Below are 20,528 nucleotides of genomic sequence, written 5' to 3'. Positions count from 1 at the left end.
GTGAAGATGTTGAAAGCTTTTATCGTACACTTTAAAAAAAATTTTATGTCCATATTTTTATTAGGATCTATAACTTTTCTAATAGCCGGTATTACAAATTCCATTCCTATTTTGTCACAAAAAGTATTCGATGAGGGCATATTAAAAAGAAATGTTGATAGTATAATTTTATTTACAGTTGTACTTATTACCATATATTTAATTCGAGGTATATTAAATTATATTAGTGATTTTGTATTAGCAAAAACTTCTTCTAAAGTAATTGCTGATATAAAAACTGAGATAGTATATAAAACTTTGAATATGCCAATGTCATTTTTTGATTGCAAATCTACAGCTTATATCTTATCTCGAATAAATGAAACAAATTCTTTATCGTCAATATTTACACCTACAGTATTTAGTTTTTTTTCAGCTTCAATTTCAATGACAGGAGCCCTAATTTATATATTTAGCAAGAGTATTTTAATATTTTTCATTTGTATATTATTTACACCATTAGTTTATATAATTTCTAATGGTTCACTAAGTGTAATAAATAAATATTCTAAGGAAATGTTTGAAACAAATGCTAGAACAAACAATAAGATCCATTCAACTTTTGAAGGAATAGTCACTTTAAAGCAACTAAATCAAGAAAGTAATGTTAATAAAACTATTTCAAAAGAGGTATTTAGTTTAGCTGAAAAAACAGTAAAACAAAGTAAAACAATTAGCAAAAGTTCACAGTTGCTCAATGTAGCAATTCTTATCATTCAATCTTTAGTTATTGGAGTAATTGCATATTTAATTACAAAAGGAAAATTACAGGTCGGAGATTATGTGTCCTTAACTCAATACGTTGGTATGGTTTATGCACCAATTACAATGTTTCAAGGGTTCAAAATTACTATACAACCTGCGTTAGCCGCTATGTCTCGATTAAATAGTTTATTTGGAAAAACTGTTCCCGATAACAAAGGAATAAAGGTGAATAAAATAAAAACTATTTCACTTGAAAATGTATCTTTTAAATATGAAACTGCAGATAAACAAATACTAAAAAATATCAATTTAGACATAAATACTGGAGAAAAATTAGCTCTTATTGGTAGAAATGGATCTGGTAAAACTACAATTGTAAAACTTTTATTAGGATTTTATCAAAATTATTTAGGAAATATATTTATAAACGGAATAGAATTAAGAAAAATAAATATAAAAGAACTAAGAGATAGAGTTGGAATTATACCTCAAAATATATATTTATTTGAAGATACGATTGTGGATAATATTAAAATTGGAAATGTTGAAATTACAGAGAGGGAATTTCAACAAAAAATTGATTTACTTCAAAAAAACGGTATTTTAACAGATTTAGATTTAAACAAAATCATTATTGAAAATGGAAAAAATTTATCAAAAGGTCAAATTCAACAAATAGCTTTTGCGAGGGCTTTTATTAAAGGGTTTGATGTCATAATATTTGATGAAGCTACATCTAATATGGACAAAAAAGCAAGACAAGCCTTTAAAAACTTTTTATCGCAGGAATTCTCAAGTCAAATATGTATTTTCATTAGCCATGATAATGAGTTAAGTAGTTTCATTGATAAAGAATTTGTTTTACCAGCTAATTTAGAGAATAAACAAAAGGAGCGATTACAATGAACATCTTTTATATATTTATGGTACTTATCGCAAGTATTATAATAATTTTTAAAGTTCGAAGTGGTGAATTAACTTTAAAAGTGGTTGCTATCAAATTTATTACCATTCTATTTATGCTGGGTTTATTAACATATATAATGATACAGTTCGCATAAAATTCGTGGAAACAAGGATTCTGGTGCAATTTACAAAAGGAAGAAAAAGAATGATAGCCGATCCCTAACAGGATTGTATTTTATACTATAAGCCCAAATAATTGAGGAATGAACTTTTTCTGATTTTAAAAAAATCAATTCCCTAAACGAGCTAATTTGTTCAAATTAATTGTAGCTATATATATTTTCGTCTAGAGAATACTTCATAACCTTAGCTTGATAGCAATATGGTACCGCTCCTTTATGAAGATTATTGACGTTTACAAAGTTTTAACAACAAAATAAAAAACCACTACTTTAAGTAGTGGTTTTTTATTTTACAACTATACATTAAATCGTAACAAAAGCCATTATACATTCGCTGAAAGATTAACAGTACATTTACTATTTTATCATATTTGCATTCAAATAAATGTTCCAATCTAGTGAACTTTCAAATTTTGACCAGATTTTAAAAACTTTAATATATTTATTCAATAAATAGGACATGGCAGCGATTCTTTCTTTTGGGTGTAATAAAAAATAGAATGTTTTTTGCCCATCACCTCGAAAAAGGAGAATAAGACAATATATCATAGAATCATTCCGTAACATATCTTTTTCAACTGAATTATGAATAAAATGAGATCTTAAGATAACTAATAACTTTCAAATTTTGCTTACTTCGATATAAAAGGTTTTTAGGGTACAAAATAAGTTCATCACGGAGGAATTTTAAATTATAAATCTTTCTTTGCATATATTTTCAGAGATATTAGCATTGATATAAGACCAATAACAATTGAGATAAAACAAGGCATCCATGTTAGGACAGTTGGTGAGAATGGAAAGATGATTTTAAAATCGATTTGACTTAATTGTAGACCCCGTATAAGAGTAGGAGCAACAAAAGGTATTAAAAAGGCAGTTAAAAGTGATATGATTTTTGTTTTGTCATAACCAAATTTAAATTGAAAAGGAAGGAGTATCCCGAATAAAATACTTAGAGTTAGAAACGTTATTCCAAGAGCACTAGCGCTTAGGTTTTCTATACCTGATGGTGCGATTACTGATATAATTACACGAATAATGGATGCACAAATAAAAATTACAAAAAGAAAAAGATACTTCGCTTTTACAAATGCGCTTCGTGTATATGGAGTTGCACAAAGTAAAGCAGCTCCCTTGTACTGATCCTCAAATTTGGATACTGTTCCGAACAGAATATATTCCATCAAAATCACTGTTAAAAGAAAGTTAACAAGGCCGCCATCATTTAATTGCAATTGTGTAGAAAGATATATAGGAGCAATAGCAGCAAAAACGAGTAAAATTACAAAATATTTTTTGACTAACATAAAGTCTTTCATTACTAAGTTAATTAGCATAGCTATTCCCCCCAATATATGAAAGCATAATATCCTCAATAGTTGGTCTTTCTATTAATACATCAGGCATGAGTCGACGTACGTCATCTTTTTTATTAGTAATTCCTTCAAATCCGTAGTGAGTTTGATGCAAATTTAAAAAAAGGGTTTTTGTTTGCTCATTAATGAAGCAATTACTGCCCTTTACCAATGCATGTGAGTCTATTAACATATCTTTTTCATCATTAACTAAAATTTTTCCGTCATCAATCAAAATAATCATATCAGCAATTTTATCTAGATCAGAGATAATATGAGTGGAAAAAAATACGCTTTTCCCCGGTTCTTTCATAAAATTAAGGAGAATATCCATTAATTCACTTCGTACTAATGGATCCAAGCCACTTGTTGGTTCATCCATTAGTAATAGATCTGCGTGGTGGGATAGAGCCAAAGCAACTGCAAATTTCATTCGCATCCCTTTGGATAAGGTAGAAATTTTCTGTTTTAGATTTAAATTAAACTGTTTAATGTAATCTTGAAAAACGGGTTCATCCCAATCAGTATAGGAAGGAGCAATGATATTTTTCATTTCTTTCAATGTTAATTCATCATAAAAATATCCCTCATCTAGCACAATACCAATTTTGTTTTTGGACTTTCTTTCATGCTTATCCATATCGTTTCCTAAAAAAATAATTTTTCCAGAATCTTTTAAAATTAGACCAAGGATTGCTTTAATTGTAGTGGTTTTCCCAGAACCATTGGTACCGATAAATCCTGTTATACAGTCGTTATTAATTCTAAAAGTAGCATCTTTTAACGAGAAATTTTCATAACATTTATTTAAATTATTTACTTCTAACATAACATTCATTTTTTATTCTCCTCCTTCATATACAAAAAGCATAAAAGATTACAAACAGGTCAAACTCTATATTAATTAAAAACGTTAAGATATTAGAAAGAAGCACTAAAAGAGAATAAGGAGTAAATAATCATTTAAATTAGTTCAATTTCAATTTATTGTAACTCTATAGTTTTTAAATTATTAACTTCAAAACAAAAAAGCCCCTTACTTTAGTGGCTTTTTTGTGGGTAATGAAGATCAAACACTAAATTGAAACACAATCCGTTACGCATTCACTGAAAGGTTGACCGCTTACATTATTTATTTTATCATAGTTGGATTCAATTGAATGTTCCAATCCGGTGAACTTTCAAATTTGAATTAATTTAAAATATAGCATGGATTTGTATTTTAAAGGAGCAAAAGTAGGGAAAGGTATGTCTCTAAAAAAGTAATAAATTTACTTATACCAACTTATGAAGGTTCGTACTATACATTTCAAATCATCATTTAGGCATTAATATTTTTGTTACGCCTCATTTCTTCCTTTATTTTACATAATAAAGAAGATAATATGAATGAAATCTTGCTAAGAGTATTTTTGAAGAAAATAAGCGGAAACATTCTTCTAAAAGTTATGAATTAACAACAATATTTGAAAGAAGATTGCGAAAATAAAAGAGTTATAAAATTTAATGGAAATTTTATAATCACCCTACTTTTTATTTAATTAATTTTCTCTATCCTATATATGTGCAGTTATTTATATAACACATTTATGTTAGAGAGGGATTCATACTTAACTAAACATTAAATAAAAAATGATGATGAAAGGTAAATGTAGGATAAAAAAATTAAAACGCTCATTTTCCCATTTAATTATTTATTTCTAATTGGATGTAGCAATAAATAATTAAATGGGAATTGGAGATTAGTGGATAATGATAATAATTGTACGATTTCTTATACGTTTAGCGAAAAAATAGAAGTTAATTCAGAAACCCCAAAAAAGAAAACTATATTGTTAATAAAAGAGTATACCGAAAAAATGTCAGATGAATTTAAAATTTAGGGGCATACACTTGGTTTGATAATGAGTGGATAAATATTGATTATGACAAAGATTTTACTCAGAAACAAAAAATGGTACAAGAGAAAGACAAATTGACAGAATATTTTCCAGAGGTAGAAAAAGCATGTATTTATAAAAGATAAAATTAAGATGACCTGGGAATTATAGAAGAAACTATAGAATGATAAAGATACTTTAGAGGTATCGTTAAAAGAAAATTAGATATTATATGGAACACCGACTGCTTTTGCTTGTTATCTATTCAAAGATATTTTTGCCCAAACTTGGCTATATGGGATACGTTCTATTTATAATGCTTCTACATCTTTAATGGAAGAAAAATATTAAATTAAAGTTAGTAAGGTATTTAAAAATATTTTTTATAGGGACATTTTTCACTTCTATCCTAAAAATGATAAGATTTGTATGTAGAAATGTAAAATTGTATAACCATTCAAAAAATACTAAAAGAATTTTTCGCTATAGGGAATAATAGGAATTTAAACTATCCTCTAAAAGAACGAAATACATAATAGTATTTTTAAAGATGGTATAAAATAGATTAATCAAGTTTTAAAGTGAAATATATGTAAGTAAAAGAAGAGGGAGAATAAAATGAAGCCCATTACAATTTTAATAGCTGATGATGACTTGGAGATTGCTGAATTAATTGAAATACATTTAAAAAAAGAAGGATACCAGGTTGTGAAAGCAACTGATGGAGAAGAGGTAATTCAGGTTATTCAATCACAGCAAATCGATTTAGTTGTGTTAGATATCATGATGCCAAAAATGGATGGTTATGAGGTAACGCGGAAAATCCGCACCAAACATTATATGCCAATCATTTTTTTAAGCGCGAAAACATCTGATTTTGATAAAGTGACAGGCCTTGTACTAGGTGCAGATGATTATATGACGAAGCCTTTTACACCAATCGAATTAGTCGCACGTGTGAATGCTCAACTTCGCCGATTTCTAACGTTAAATCAACCGAAAGTAGAAGAGGAGAATAGATCCGTTTTAGAGGTAGGCGGCGTTGTTATTGATTTTGAGAAACGAACGGTACATGTATACGGGGAGCGAATTGAATTAACCCCGAAAGAGTTTGATATCTTATATTTATTAGCGAGTCATCCGAATAAAGTATATAGTCTTGAAAATATATTTCAGCAAGTATGGACAAATAATTATTATGATGATAGTTATAGTACAGTTACAGTGCATATTCGTACTTTACGAAAAAAAATTGGGGAGGATAACAGAAATTACAAATTAATAAAAACGATTTGGGGAGTAGGTTATACTTTCAATGGTTAAAATCATGAAAAGTTTTCGATTTAAAATGATTGCATTGTTTGCGCTAAGTACGGTACTAGCAGCTGTTGTCACATATATTATGTATAAAGGATTATTTTATTTTAAAACAATGGTACTTCATGAAAATCCTTTAGATCAATTTAGGGAAACAGGAAGGGCATTTGGAGATAAAACATTATTTTTATTTTTAATTTCCTTTATTTTATTATCTATTTTACTTTTCTTCTTTTTAACAAAACCATACTTAAAGTATTTTGATGAGATTTCTAATGGTATTCATCATCTTGCAAACGGAGATTTTACAAATACAGTCAATATCTCATCAAATGATGAATTTAGCGATATTGCACGTGAAATTAATATCGCGAGTAAAAAATTAAAAGAGGCAGTTGAAAGAGGTGATTTTGCTGAAAGTAGTAAAGATCAGCTTGTTGTTAACTTAGCTCATGATTTAAGGACACCATTAACATCTGTGCTTGGTTATTTAGATTTAATTCTCAAAGAGGAGAACTTAACAAAGGAACAGATCAAATATTATTCTACAATTGCATTTGCAAAATCACAACGACTTGAAAGTTTAATTGAAGAATTGTTTGAAATTACACGAATGAATTATGGTGTGCAACAATTAGATGAAAAATCTATTAATATAAGTAAATTACTTATACAGCTAGGTGAGGAATTATACCCATTATTAGAAAAGAATCGATTAGAAGCTAGATTACATGTTGAGTCTCATTTATATATCAATGGTGACGGGAATTTATTAGCTCGAGTATTTGAAAATCTTGTAACAAATGCGGTTCGATACGGAAATAAAGGGAAATTTGTTGATATGAATGGATATATTGAAGATGGAGATGTTGTGGTACAGATTGTTAATTATGGAGATAGCATCCCTGAAGAAGAATTACCCTATCTTTTCGATATGTTTTATACGGGTGATAAAGCGAGAACAGTGCAGAAAAACAGTACAGGTCTTGGATTATTTATTGCAAAAAATATTGTTGAACAGCATAATGGAAACATTTCAGTACAAAGTAATGAAATTAGAACAATATTTGAAGTGAGATTACCAAAAGAAGAGCATTTAAAAATTTAATAAATATTTAATTTATATCCCACTTTTTATTTAATTAATTTCTTCTATCCTATACATAGGTTAGGTCAAGGAGGAGTTAGAAATAAAAAGTGGGCTTTTTATATTGCGCACCGTATGCGTTGAGCTTTTTATAACACAATGATTTTAAAAAGGTGATGTTTAAATTTTGAAATCTAATTTATATATCATTCCTGAAAAAGATTAACTAATTACACAAAAAGAAATAATGGTTTCCAAAAATAAAACATAGGAAAAAGTGAGGGTAATATGAAAAAAGTAAATAAAGTAATCATCGTTGGTGTGTTAACAATTGGTATAGGAGTTGGGGGGTATATGACGTTTGCTGGGAATTCTGAACCAGTTATGAACTATAAATTATCTGAAGTGATAGAAAAGCATATAGAGAATCAGCAAAACTTAAGTGGGGAAGTTATCCCAAATGGCATTGAAACCATTTCATTCGATCCGACAAAAGGAACGTATGATTTAGTAGTCCAAAAAGGAGAGGAAGTAAAAAAGGGACAGCTCCTTTTTAAATATAATGACCCTATCACAAAACAAGGCGTAACGGAAGCTGAAATACAAAAAAAAATTGCACAAAAAGAAGTAACATTACTTCAAAAACAAATTGATGTATCGAAACAAAAAGTAAAAAAGGAGAAAAGTGTTGGTCTTTCTGGGGAAGCAGTAAAAGCTGCAGAAATTGAAGTGCAACAATTAGAATCACAAATTGAAATGAAAAAGTTTGAAGTAGAAAAAGCGGATGAAATGATTAAAGTAGCGAGAGAGAAGTTAAACGCACTTTCTGTAACAAGCCCTGCTGATGGTGTAATTGATGATATTGTCAGAAAAGCTGATGAAAAAACAGGTATGAGCGGTATTACACTTCGTCAGGCTGGTCCATTTAAAGTGAAAGGTCAAATGTCTGAATTTGAACTTGCTAATATAAAATTTGGACAAGAAATAACAGTTTCATCAAAAACTGTAGCGGGTAAGACATGGACAGGAAAGGTAACAGAAATTGTTTCTACACCATTAAAAAGTATGGATGAAAACAAAACAGTTTCTAATTATCCATTTATCATTACCTTAGACAATAGTGAAGGCTTACAAAATGGTTTCCACGTATATGTAAAAACTAAATTAAGCGAAGCAACGGGGACAATCGTTCCAAAGACCAGCATCTTAAAAAAAGGTGACAAAAATGTTGTCTTTGTTGTAAAAGACGGAAAAGCAAAAGAACAAGTTGTTACGATTGAATTTGAAACAGGTAATGAAGCAAAAGTTTCAGGAGTGAAAAAAGGAGAAAAAATTATCTCTAAACCTACTGTAAACCTAAAAGATGGTATGGAGGTTGCCACGCAATGATTAATTTACAAGGCATTACAAAATCTTTTCAAAATGGTGAAGAGTCCATTCAAATATTGCACGGAATTGATGTAACAATAAATCATGGAGATTTCACTTCTATCATGGGGCCTTCTGGTTCTGGTAAATCAACATTAATGAATATTATCGGTTGCTTAGATAAGCCCACGACGGGTTCATATGAATTAGCTGGACAAAATATTTCAATCATGTCTGAAACCGAACTTGCTCATGTTCGTAATAAAGAGATTGGATTCGTATTTCAAAACTTCATGTTACTGCCACGACTTACAGCGTTACAAAACGTTGAATTACCACTTATTTATGCAGGAATCGATAAAAAAGAAAGACGTGAGCGTTCATTAGCAGCTTTAACAAAAGTTGGTTTAGCTGATCGTGCTACCCATCTTCCAAATGAATTATCAGGTGGTCAAAAACAACGTGTTGCAGTCGCACGCGCAATTGTAAATAATCCGAAATTTATTTTGGCCGATGAGCCAACAGGTGCACTAGATACGAAAACAAGTGAACAAATTGTAAATCTATTTTACGAATTAAACAAACAAGGCTCAACTATTATTATAATTACCCACGATCGTGAAATCGGGGAAGCGGCAGCACGTCGAATTATCATTCGTGACGGAAACATTGTTCAGGACTGGAGAGAATAAATTTGAATATAAACGAAAATATACGTATGGCCATATCTTCTATCTTTGCACATAAAATGCGATCCATTTTAACGATGCTAGGAATTATTATTGGAATCAGTGCGATTATTACGATTCTCGCAATGGGTGATGGAAATACTGCAAAGATACAAAAAGAGATTGAAGAGAGCCGCCATATGGATGAAATCTATATAGAGTATATCAATCCGGATTTTCCACTAGATAAAGCGAAAATCACACCGGATATGGTAAAGCAATTACAAGGAGTACCAGGTGTAAAGGACGTGTATCCACATATGAATATGGACGTAAAAGCCTATGTGAAATCAAAAGAAGCTCCTCTTAATTTATATGTGGGAACAGGTAATTTTATGCAGGATCAAAAACTAAAAATGGTACATGGGCGTGAGTTAACGGAGACTGAACTGGAAAAACCAATCCCTGTTGTAATTCTTAGTGAAGCTTTATTTACAAAACTGTTTGATACTTGGAATGATGATTTGTATATAGATATAAAGGGAAAACCATATAAGATTGCGGGGGTGTATAAATATGATAATATATGGCAATCAAATTTGCATGCAGGATATACATCGATTGACAATGCACCATTGATTGCAGGGGATGAGGAATATGATGCAGTGACAATAAAGTTATCTTCTTCTAGTGAGCGAGAAACTGTAGGGAAACAAGCTGTATCTGTATTAAATGGATTGAAACCACTAGAATTTGAGCATCTATTTACAGTAGCAGATGAGAAACAAAATGATTCGGTCGTAGAAGAATCATTCAATACGATGGAAATGGTATTCACTGGTGTTGCTGGAATCTCTTTAATTGTAGGTGGTATTGGTGTAATGAATATCATGCTTGTATCCGTTACAGAGCGTACACGTGAAATAGGTGTTCGAAAAGCACTTGGCGCAACACGAAGAAAAATATTAATGCAATTTCTCATCGAATCCTGTATTTTAACGGCATTGGGCGGGGCAATTGGTTTTGGATTAGGTATGTTCTTTGCTTGGATAGCTGCATTCGTAGGTGGATGGCCATTCATTATATCCCTAGATCTCGGTCTACTATCTGTTGGAATATCTATAGTAATCGGTATTGTCTCTGGTATACTTCCGGCTAATAAAGCAGCTAAATTGGATCCAATTGATTGTCTACGGTATGAGTAAGAATAGTGACAGGTTTAATTTGGTAGTAAGATGTTATCATAAAAGAGTAAATGTTCTTATGAGTATTGATCCTTTTATGAAATACTGTCATGAAGTTCCCAGCAAGCTGAAAATTTCTAATTCCATTTATGCATATGTGGAATATTAAATGAAATTAGTGTGTTATAGATATACTGCATGGAAAAACTCTTGCATAATTTATCAATTTTCTGTAATTGAGATGTTTCAAGTCGATTATAAAGGAGAGGATATGCCAAAAAGAGGTAGAATCTTGGCGTGCATGAGTAATATTTTAATCGAATTAAGTTATTTATTAGCTTATTTCATTGGTGAAATCGTTATATTAATTTTGTATTTAAACGATCTATGGGTTTTTTCAATAAATTATATAAAGAGGTATTATGCTATGAAATTCGAAGACAAGCGTATGTTAGGAATCCAACTAGGTTCTTTATTACTGACAAAGGAACATCAGTACTTAGTTATTAAAAAAAATGAAAATTATTCGTTAGTTAATATTAATAATTTAGAATGTGTGCTATTTGAAGTTCCTTTGGAACACGTAGAAGAAATGGTGATTGAGGATTTAAAGGAGTCAATTCAAGAAATTGTAGCTCCTGAACATATTAAACTGGTAGCTAAAAATATTTTATAGAGGTATCTTCACATTACTATAAAGCTAATATAAATCTGTGTCTATATATAGAAAAGGCGCCATTCTTTTTGTAAAAATATACGAAAAGAATGGCGTTTTTGTACGTCTATTTCTGTATCTAATGAATTACAACTATTTGCTTAAGAGATTCAAAGTTTTTTATCTCCAAATACCTTACTTGATCTCGCTAGAGGTGTTGATTTTGTACAACGAACCAGTAAGTACCAAGCAAAAAATTGACCGCTTTTATGCCGATTTCTTCTCCGTACATTTCTGTTTTCCAGCGTATTCCTATTCTGGATTCAATTGCATTTCAACTTCGAGATATATTTTCATCAGTTTATCCGGGGAAACAACATGATCGTACTTACGGCGCTGTGTGTGCCCCAACTGTGACCGTGAATGATTTATGTATCCGAGATTTAGATTGTTTTCATTTAAAAGACCTTCAATATACCCAAGATAAAGAGGCCCACTATATCTCTCGTATCATGTTGAATCCACGTATTTATTAAAAAAATCCAAATCCTAATTATTTTAAAAATGGAGACGTTAATGACCGCCCTTCAACCAAAACAATACTTGAAGTTAGATTGCCAAAAGAAGAGAATTTAAATTTTTAATAAATATTTAATTTTTACCCCACTTTTTATTTAATTTATTTCTTCTATCCTATATATGTTAGGTCAATGAGGAGTTATAGAAATAAAAAGTGAAGCTTTTTGTTTTGTGTACAGTATGCGCAAGGGGCTTTAAATAATACGATGATTTTAAAAAGAAGTTGTTTATATGTTGAAATCTAATTTATTTATAATTCCAAATAAAATTAACTAATTATACAAAAAATAATAGTTTAATTGTAAGGTGTTAATAAAAAAGAGTGAATTAGGTCGTTAGTATTCCCTCTTTTTGCAAATAAGGATTTTTATGATGTGCCCATCAAACTAATTTTCTTGTATGGGTTAACGGAATTAAAGAAAATTAACGTGCTATAGATTTTAGAAGAAAAGAGTGATATAGAGATGAAAATAGTGTTAGAAGCAAAAAATATTAAAAAAGTATATGACACAGGTGGAAATAAATTTGAAGCATTAAGAGGTATTAACTTACAAGTGAAAGAAGGGGAGTTTGTTGGCATTATGGGACCGTCTGGTTCTGGCAAGACTACGCTATTAAATGTTATTTCTACAATTGATAATGCGACGAGCGGTGAGATTTTAATCGATGGAAAAGATATTGTAAAGATGAATGATGAAAAGCTGGCGTTATTCCGTCGTAATCATTTAGGTTTTATTTTCCAAGATTATAATTTATTAGATACGTTAACGGTGAGAGAAAATATCGCTCTTCCACTTGCGCTATCAAAAGTGGAAGCGAGAGAAATTGATCGATGCGTTTTGGAGATTACGAAGAAGTTTGGAATTGATCATATTTTAAATCAATTCCCATATCAAGTATCTGGGGGACAGAAACAACGCTGTGCAGCATCTCGTGCAATAGTTACAAATCCAAGTATGATTTTTGGAGACGAGCCAACAGGGGCGCTTGATTCTAAGTCAGCAAAAGATCTATTAGAAAGTATGAAGTCATTAAACGAACATGATAATTCAACAATTTTAATGGTAACGCATGACGCGCTTGCGGCAAGTTATTGTAAACGAGTTATTTTTATAAAAGATGGTGAGTTATATAAAGAATTACAGCGTGGAAAATTAACACGTAAACAGTTCTTCCAAGAAATAGTTGATGTAATGTCCGCAATTTCGGGAGTTGCAATGGAGGGCCTTAACTAGTAGTGATTTTAGAACACACAGCGGAAGTTTCTAAGGAAACTGGAACTCTATTTTAAGCATGAAGTATGATACTTATTATTCTCGTGACAATATTTATTATATATTTTAATGGATTTTTCACACATAATTGTAAAAATGCAATAGGCACTTTAAGTTAAACTGTGAAACTAACAAAGTGGTCTATTCCCCACTGACACAAATATTTATGGAGGTCAAAAAATGACTTTATTTGATATCGTTCAACGTAATATACGGCGTAATTTTAAGGAATACATACTCTATTTTGTTTCCCTAACTATGAGTATGGTTATCTATTTTATTTTTGCCTCACTTCGCTATAGTGCTCAAATAAAAAAAGTAATGATTAATAATGTGGTGGTTAATGGTGTTCTTCAATCATCCAAAGTAATTCTCATCCTTTTTATAGCAATATTTATTATTTACTCTACTAATTTTTTTATGAGGAAGCGTAAAAAAGAGATAGGATTGTACTCTTTATTAGGTATAACTAAAAAACAGATTAGTACTATGCTATTTTTGGAAACCATTATAATGGGGGGCATAGCTTTAATAATTGGAGTACTAATGGGGAGTTTAGGTTCTAAATTAGCTTTAGAACTGCTAACAAATTTGATGAAATTGAATGTAGCTATATATTTTGAGTTTTCTATAAAAGCGCTAATAGATACGTCCGTGCTCTTTTTGGCTATTTTATTATATACTGCATGGAAAAGTTCTCGTGTAATTTATCAATTTTCTTTAATTGAGATGTTCCAAGCCGATCATAAAGGAGAAAGCATGCCTAAAGGGTCTAAAATGTTGGCGTACATAAGTATTATTTTACTTGGAATAGGTTATTTGTTAGCAACTTTTTTCAATGAGGTTGTAAAACTTGTAAGGACTCCTGGGAATCCGGAACCTATGTACATCCCGATTATTATTTTGATTGCAATTGTTCTTGGAACGTACTTTCTATTCTCTTCTTACACAGTAATTGTATTAAAGAAAATGAGAAGTAAAAAAAACAAACTTTATAATGGTATGAACATACTAAATATTTCACAGTTGTTATATCGGGTAAAAGGAAACGCGAAGTTACTTGCGATCATTGCTCTATTAATTGCTGTAGCTTTAACAGCAATTAGTACTGTTGTATCAGGGTATTTCGGTGGGAATTTGGTAGCAAAAAGCGAGGCACCGTACAGTTTTTCATATAAAAAACAAGAGGATGCGATTGAAAAGCACATACAGACTGTTTTCGAAGAGAACAAGAAAAAAAATTCAATTATCCGTGACTTTGAAGTTGAAATGGTAACGATTAAGGGAGGCCCTTTTGAGGAAAAAGCAAATACAAATCTACCCAATCCCCCTTTTAACATACCATATGATTTTCAGCTTATGTCCCAATCTATGTTGAATAAAAATGCTAAACATATGGGAGTGAAGAAAGTCGACTTAAATCCGGGGGAAGTATTTATATATAATCTACATGAGGATAAGAATTTTGAAAAAGGAAATAGACTACAATTTCCCCTTAAAGTTGAGCCGAAAATATCTGTCATTCAGGACGTCAAAATTCGTAAACTAACAAATTTAGGGGATTTGGTTGTCATTGTACCTGATCAACTCTATGAAACGATTAAACAAACTCATCAGCCTTATGTTGTAAGAAATATTGATGTAACACAGCAAAAGGATAGTGAGAAACTGACTGAAGAATTATTAAAAATATCATCTAAAGATAATGATTTGAAAATTGGCTCTTTTTACAAAGCATATGTAGATGTTATGGATATGAATGGACTTACGTTATTTGTTGGTATCTTTTTAGGGGCTGTATTTGTCCTGGAAACAGGCTCGATTATCTACTATAAACAATTATCTGAAGCATATGCAAATCACAGATATTATAAGACTCTTCGTAAAATCGGGGTTACGAAAAAAGAGGTAAGAAAGTCAATTTCAAAACAAGTTCGATTTAGTTTTATTTTACCTGTAATAATCGGACTTTCTCATAGCTTATTTGCTGTCCCAATACTAACAAGTATGCCTATAGATACTATCATGATTCCTATTTTAATGGGTAGTGGTTTATATTGCATAATTTATTTTGGGTATTATGTATTAACTGTTTATTCTTATTTTAAAATTGTGTATAAGTAATAACTAATAAATGATTTTAATATTTGAAGAGAAATTTACAAAGTTCTAAATAGTAATGAGTAATGAAATGAACAAAACCAATATTCTTAACATACAGGAATCGGTTGTTTCTATATGAAAAGTTAAGAAACTTTAAATATAAAAGCGCCCTTTAATGGGATAACTAAAATGCTAATTTGATTTGCTAAAGAACTATAACGTCATATGCCTTTACATGCTTTAAAACTCCTAGCTAAATAAAAAGGGAAGATAAACTTAAAACTGTTTGCTTACTTTATAAGTTAAATATTTCTAGGGGGGAATCTTATTTTATTGAAAATTGAAATGTTAAGTAATATTCCTATTGCTATTAAATTAACCATTAAAGAACTTCCACCAAAACTTATAAATGGAAATGGAGTACCCGTAAGAGGAAATAGTCCTGTAATACCACCTAAATTTACAATGGATTGCATACCAATCATACACCCTATACCAATTGCTATAAAACTGCCAAATGGATCTACACATAACTGTGCAATTTTTAAAGAGCGAAGTACTATAGTCAAAACTCCAGCCAATAGAATAAATACACCAATAAATCCTAGTTCTTCAGAAACTATTGCCATTATAAAATCAGTATGTGGTTCCGGAAGATAACCTGTTTTTTGTATGCTATTTCCAAATCCACGACCAGTGATTCCTCCAGAGCCAATGGCAATAAAAGAATTTGCAAGCTGGTATCCATTTCCTTGTGCATCAACAAAGGGATTGAAAATCGTAGTAATACGTGTCTTTTGAACTTCTGACAAACTATATTGAATTAAAAAATATAGAATAGGGAACCACAAAATAGAACCGATGGCAGTTCTTTTGATTAGTAGATTTATATTTATTCCTGAGCAAAAAAATATGCTAAAACCTATGCCTAATATTAAAAGTGCTGATCCTAAATTTGGTTGTTTAAAGATAAGAAAAAAAATTGTAGCTAAAAAAAATAAAAGTTTTCCGCTACTAATCCAGCTATTATTAGCTTGTTTTTGTCGTAATGCAAAAAAACGGGCTGTTACGAGTATTGTTCCTAATTTAAGAAATTCAGCTGGCTGTATTCCAAAGATCCATGATTGAGCATTATTTACCACTTTTCCTTTCCATAAAACCATAATTAATAAAAAAATCCCCCCAACCATAATAAAGATTGAGACTATTCGTTTTTTCCATATTTCATATGGGAGTATAGCACAAACTACTAACCCTATTGTTCCTAAAAGTAGCTTTGTTAATTGAGAATCAACAAAGTGTCTACTTTTATAACCGTAATGCTGAAGAGCTACAATGGAACTCGCACTATACATCATGATAATACCTAAAGTACATGTTATGAATAGAGGGAGGAGCAATAGATAATCGAGTTTTAATATTTTTTTCATTTTAATATCCTCCTAATTTAAAACAAAACATAATATTACATTTGCTAATGAATAAAATCTTGTTCCCGTCACTTACTAAATAGGATTTTGTTTAGGCAGATTTTATTGCTTACACCCTATTTTCTTACGCAAAAATCCCCCTAGTATGTAACTAGGGGGATTTAAAATGGCATGACTAAATAAGGCTTTTCCCCCTAGTAGAGCTTTGGCACTATACAACGTAAAGTAATGAAAATTCATTACTTAGCTATCTTAAGAAGAGCCTTAACCCGACAATTCCTGTTCTACCCATTGGCGTCTTTCGACATTTTTGGGCAATAGCCTGTGTTTGTATAGGAGCCTCACCTAACAGGTTCAGCAATATAAATTTTATGTATTTGTTTCTTGTAGCAAGCATAAATATATATTTTTTTCTTGTCAAGTAACCGCATTGCTAAAATTATATGTTTTATAGCGTTATGATTCTTTGAAAAATGTTGTGAGAAAATGTATGTAATCATTCCGTATAAGTACATATTTTAGACTTGTAGCGTATAGTTTGATTAAGTAGTTTAACCATATAAATTTGATAAACAGTAAAGCAGATTTTAATCATAAAAGAAGATTTTTTTAAGAATGGAATTGAAAGTGAGTTGACAAATATTAAATTCTGGTTTAAATTTTGAAGTAATTCAATAATCTTTGTTAGGTGAGGCTCCTGTATAGAGAAACGCTGCTGCCCAAAAATGTCGAGAGACGCCAATGGGTCAACAGGAACGGTCGGATTAAGGCCCTTCTTAATGTAGCTGGTTATAAAAACCTATGCTATACAGTGCTAAAACTCAACGAGGGAGTGGTATACGATTTGATAGAAAGGCACCTCTGTGATTTTGGCAGGGCGGTCTTAATAATCATTTATTTGTATTGTGAAAAAACCTTTACTCCTTTTTGAGTAAAGGTTTTTCTGTTTAATTTTATTTATTTTTATCTTGTCTATATTCAAAAAGGAGGTAATTCTAACTAATGAATTGATTGCAATGTAACTATTATTGCTCTAATAAAAAATCTAAGACAGATAAAATAAAACAAAACCACTCATGAAACTCTAGAGTCTCCCTTAGCAATATGAGGAGGAGTTAACATGAAGAAATTATTAAATGAATTACTTGTAACCCCAAAAAATTTAGATGCAGAGAAGGCTTTACGTCTTCCTTCGTATGATGTTGCGCAAGAAGTAAAACGGTTTTCAATTGAAGATCAAGTCATATTACTAAATACAATACCTGTATTAAAAAGCTCTAAAATTCTTCAATATATGAGTGCAGAAGAAAAATATAATATCTTAATTCACTTATCTGAAAATAAAGCCAAAAAGTTGCTAAATTTACAACCGATTGATGAATTAGTAGATTTACTTCTAGCGGTTCATCCGGAAAAACAGGCTAAATTAATGGCGTATCTAGATAAAATTACAAAACATAACGTGAAAAAATTGATGACTTTCAAACCTGAAACGGCGGGAAGTCTTGTAACAAGTGATTTTGTTGCAGTTAGAGGAAATTGGTCAGTAAAAATGACATTAAAGTACATTAGGGAAAATTCTAAAAATGTAGAATCAATATCTTATAGTTATGTTCTTGATAATCACGGTTATCTTAAGGGAATCGTTTCCATACATGAGTTATTACTAGCACCAGATGAAGAGATATTATCTACTATCATGATTCAAGAGGTAATTTCAGTACATGCTGAAATTGATCAGCAAGAAGTTGTAAAAAAGCTACTGAATTATAATTTAGCAGCAATACCTGTCATAACAGCAAATAATAAAATGATTGGTATTATAACATTTGATGACGTAATGAATGTTATGGAAGCAGAAGCTACAGAAGATATTCAAAAGTTAGGCGGAAGTGAACCATTAAATCAATCTTACTTTGAAGCTAGCATTTGGAGCATTTTCTTAAAACGTCTACCATGGTTATTACTTCTTTTTGTTGCTGAGGCATATACAGGTACAGTATTAAAGTATTTTGAGAACGAAATTGAAACTGTAGTTGCCCTTGCTTTCTTTGTTCCATTATTAGTAGGTACTGGAGGGAATACAGGAACACAGGTTGTAGCAACAATTACTCGTGCAATTGGTATTGGAGAGATGAAATTTAAAGACATTTTCCGTGTAATGAAAAAGGAACTTGCAATTGGTATGCTTCTTGGACTTGCACTTGCGGTAGCTGGACTCACTCGTGCTTATATGTTAGGTGTTGGAACAGAAGTTGCACAAGTTGTAGCAATCACTTTATTATTTATTGTTATTTGGGCCTCTCTTGTTGCAGCTGTTTTACCTTTAATTCTAAGAAAATTAAAACTGGATCCTGCAGTTGTTTCAGGTCCATTTATTACAACATTTGTTGACGGAACAGGATTAGTAATTTATTTCATGGTTGCAAAAACGTTATTAAATTTGTAAATAAACACTGAAAAAAATAAATGTGGAATAAGTATTTTGCCTTGATTACTAAAATATAGTGGGAAATTTAGTAATGAGAAAATCAAACGCTTTTGTCTGTAGATAAATAATATTTTAATGGATTTATTGAATGTAATAAATGCTGGAGGATAAAACTATGAAACATCTAAGGAAAATCTTCAAAAGAATCTTGCTTCTATTTTCTATTTTAATGATTATTGGCATAGGAATATTATTTAGTACTAGCTATGGCCGAGAGCTTCGTATAACAATCGCTGGGAGTATACTAACTTCTCAGCATCCACAATATGCGAAATATACATTCCTATCCCAAAAGGAACTAGATAAACTGCAAGATAGAATTAATCATCCGAAATGGTCAAACAGTGATGAGCATATTTATAAAAAAATAGTAGGAAAAAGATTAGAAGAATTAAAAAGTCAGCCATTAGAAATTAATGTAGAAACAATTAAAAGTAATAAAGATAGTCGCTTTCTATTCGAAGGAAAGTTAGTCACTATTAGTAATCCTTTCAATATTAAACTTGTTAGCCATCAAGGAACACAGGGTGCTAACAGGGGAGAAAAAATTAGTGTAATGGCAAAACGTAATCATGCACTTGTTGCTGTGAATGCAAGTGGATTTGCTGATGAAACAGGAAGGGGTGGAGGAAATGTTGCTACTGGCATAGTAATAGAAAATGGGAAAGCTATTGATACGAATATGGATAGAAATACCCCTACAATTATTACGGGTTTAACAAAGTTTGGGCAAATGATAACAGGAAATTATTCTACCCAACAACTTCTGGATAAACAAATCGTTTCAGCAGCAGGATTTATGCCACAGTTAATTGTAAATGGAGAAAAAATGATTACAGAAGGAGACGGTGGTTGGGGTTCTGCTCCGCGAAGTATTATGGCCCAAAAAGAAGATGGTACAATTATGTTTCTAGTCATTGACGGTAGACAGACGCATAGTATAGGGGCTACGTTAAAAGAGTGTCAAGATATTCTATATGAAAAAGGAGCAGTAAATGCAATGGCTATGGATGGAGGTTCTTCTGCTACGCTATATTTAGGAGGAAAGGTTATAAATTCACCTTCTACATTATCACATGAAGATCGTTATTTACCGAATGCTTGGGTGGTAACAGCAAATCCGAAACAGAAAATAAATATGACGATAGATGGAGAAAAAGTAAATTCCGAAACATTTGATAAATTTGATACAAATATTATATCTAATTAAATAGTAAAAAGAAGCAAATGTAGTAAATATGAAATGTTTTTATAAACCAATTAATGTAAAATTTATATTATGTATTTTTTATACAATAAAAC

At 30.8% G+C, this 20,528-nt stretch carries 14 protein-coding genes, 1 pseudogene and 2 riboswitches; of the genes and pseudogenes, 12 read left to right on the top strand and 3 right to left on the bottom strand.

The genetic code is table 11. The features are described 5' to 3' along the window. Positions 1-9 precede the first annotated feature (9 nt). On the top strand, positions 10-1,650 hold the full coding sequence (locus CN409_RS30195) for a peptidase domain-containing ABC transporter (protein ID WP_396132847.1): 1,641 nt from the start codon (positions 10-12) through the stop codon (positions 1,648-1,650). 874 nt (positions 1,651-2,524) lie between these two features. Here the strand turns inward: CN409_RS30195 and CN409_RS30190 are convergent. Together CN409_RS30190 and CN409_RS30185 are read right to left on the bottom strand one after the other, a co-directional pair. Beyond that, positions 2,525-3,172, bottom strand: coding sequence for an ABC-2 transporter permease (locus CN409_RS30190; protein WP_081143805.1), 648 nt, complete (start codon positions 3,170-3,172; stop codon positions 2,525-2,527). Beyond that, on the bottom strand, positions 3,162-4,028 hold the full coding sequence (locus tag CN409_RS30185; RefSeq protein ID WP_081143806.1) for an ABC transporter ATP-binding protein: 867 nt from the start codon (positions 4,026-4,028) through the stop codon (positions 3,162-3,164). The genes CN409_RS30190 and CN409_RS30185 overlap by 11 nt, the downstream gene beginning before the upstream one ends. Before the next feature lie 1,660 nt (positions 4,029-5,688). Here CN409_RS30185 and CN409_RS30175 point away from each other — a divergent pair. The 9 genes and pseudogenes from CN409_RS30175 (at position 5,689) to CN409_RS30135 (ending at position 15,326) form a co-directional block, all read left to right on the top strand. Beyond that, positions 5,689-6,393, top strand: coding sequence for a response regulator transcription factor (locus CN409_RS30175; RefSeq protein ID WP_081143807.1), 705 nt, complete (start codon positions 5,689-5,691; stop codon positions 6,391-6,393). After that, the gene (locus tag CN409_RS30170; protein WP_081143808.1) at positions 6,386-7,495 is read left to right on the top strand and encodes a HAMP domain-containing sensor histidine kinase; all 1,110 of its coding nucleotides are present in this window, start codon (positions 6,386-6,388) and stop codon (positions 7,493-7,495) included. Before CN409_RS30175 ends, CN409_RS30170 begins: the two co-directional genes overlap by 8 nt. Positions 7,496-7,762: 267 nt before the next feature. Beyond that, positions 7,763-8,863, top strand: coding sequence for an efflux RND transporter periplasmic adaptor subunit (locus tag CN409_RS30165; RefSeq protein WP_097981988.1), 1,101 nt, complete (start codon positions 7,763-7,765; stop codon positions 8,861-8,863). After that, positions 8,860-9,534 carry an ABC transporter ATP-binding protein gene (locus CN409_RS30160; protein WP_081143810.1) on the top strand — a complete coding sequence of 225 codons (675 nt, stop codon included), beginning with the start codon at positions 8,860-8,862 and terminating at the stop codon, positions 9,532-9,534. The genes CN409_RS30165 and CN409_RS30160 overlap by 4 nt, the downstream gene beginning before the upstream one ends. A gap of 2 nt (positions 9,535-9,536) precedes the next feature. Further along, positions 9,537-10,715 (top strand): ABC transporter permease, encoded by a 1,179-nt coding sequence (locus CN409_RS30155; protein WP_097981986.1) that lies wholly within the window; start codon positions 9,537-9,539, stop codon positions 10,713-10,715. 406 nt (positions 10,716-11,121) lie between these two features. Continuing rightward, positions 11,122-11,370, top strand: coding sequence for a hypothetical protein (locus CN409_RS30150; RefSeq protein WP_081143824.1), 249 nt, complete (start codon positions 11,122-11,124; stop codon positions 11,368-11,370). Positions 11,371-11,517: 147 nt separating this feature from the next. Then, positions 11,518-11,882 (top strand): annotated as a pseudogene (locus tag CN409_RS30145) (hypothetical protein); the annotation flags it as partial. A gap of 510 nt (positions 11,883-12,392) precedes the next feature. Then, positions 12,393-13,163, top strand: coding sequence for an ABC transporter ATP-binding protein (locus CN409_RS30140; RefSeq protein ID WP_097981985.1), 771 nt, complete (start codon positions 12,393-12,395; stop codon positions 13,161-13,163). 219 nt (positions 13,164-13,382) lie between these two features. Further along, positions 13,383-15,326: an ABC transporter permease gene (locus CN409_RS30135; RefSeq protein ID WP_081143813.1), complete on the top strand. Its 1,944-nt coding sequence runs from the start codon at positions 13,383-13,385 to the stop codon at positions 15,324-15,326. A 281-nt stretch (positions 15,327-15,607) separates the two neighbouring features. Here CN409_RS30135 and CN409_RS30130 read toward each other — a convergent pair whose 3' ends face one another. Then, positions 15,608-16,735, bottom strand: coding sequence for an FtsW/RodA/SpoVE family cell cycle protein (locus CN409_RS30130; protein ID WP_081143814.1), 1,128 nt, complete (start codon positions 16,733-16,735; stop codon positions 15,608-15,610). A 183-nt stretch (positions 16,736-16,918) separates the two neighbouring features. Beyond that, positions 16,919-17,095, bottom strand: a riboswitch (M-box (ykoK) riboswitch). A 313-nt stretch (positions 17,096-17,408) separates the two neighbouring features. Then, positions 17,409-17,576: riboswitch (M-box (ykoK) riboswitch) on the top strand. A 279-nt stretch (positions 17,577-17,855) separates the two neighbouring features. On the opposite strand from CN409_RS30130, the gene mgtE reads away from it, so the two are divergent. Both mgtE and CN409_RS30115 read left to right on the top strand, forming a co-directional pair. After that, positions 17,856-19,184, top strand: a complete 1,329-nt coding sequence (gene mgtE / locus CN409_RS30120; RefSeq protein WP_081143815.1) for a magnesium transporter — start codon at positions 17,856-17,858, stop codon at positions 19,182-19,184. A 157-nt stretch (positions 19,185-19,341) separates the two neighbouring features. Then, positions 19,342-20,436: a phosphodiester glycosidase family protein gene (locus tag CN409_RS30115; RefSeq protein WP_081143816.1), complete on the top strand. Its 1,095-nt coding sequence runs from the start codon at positions 19,342-19,344 to the stop codon at positions 20,434-20,436. The last annotated feature ends 92 nt before the right edge of the window (positions 20,437-20,528 follow it).

It is taken from the genome of Bacillus sp. AFS012607 (assembly GCF_002558005.1).
GTDB lineage: Bacteria > Bacillota > Bacilli > Bacillales > Bacillaceae_G > Bacillus_A > Bacillus_A thuringiensis_S.
The sequence above is the reverse complement of the archived record's forward strand: the minus strand, read 5'-3'. Positions and strand labels throughout refer to the sequence as shown.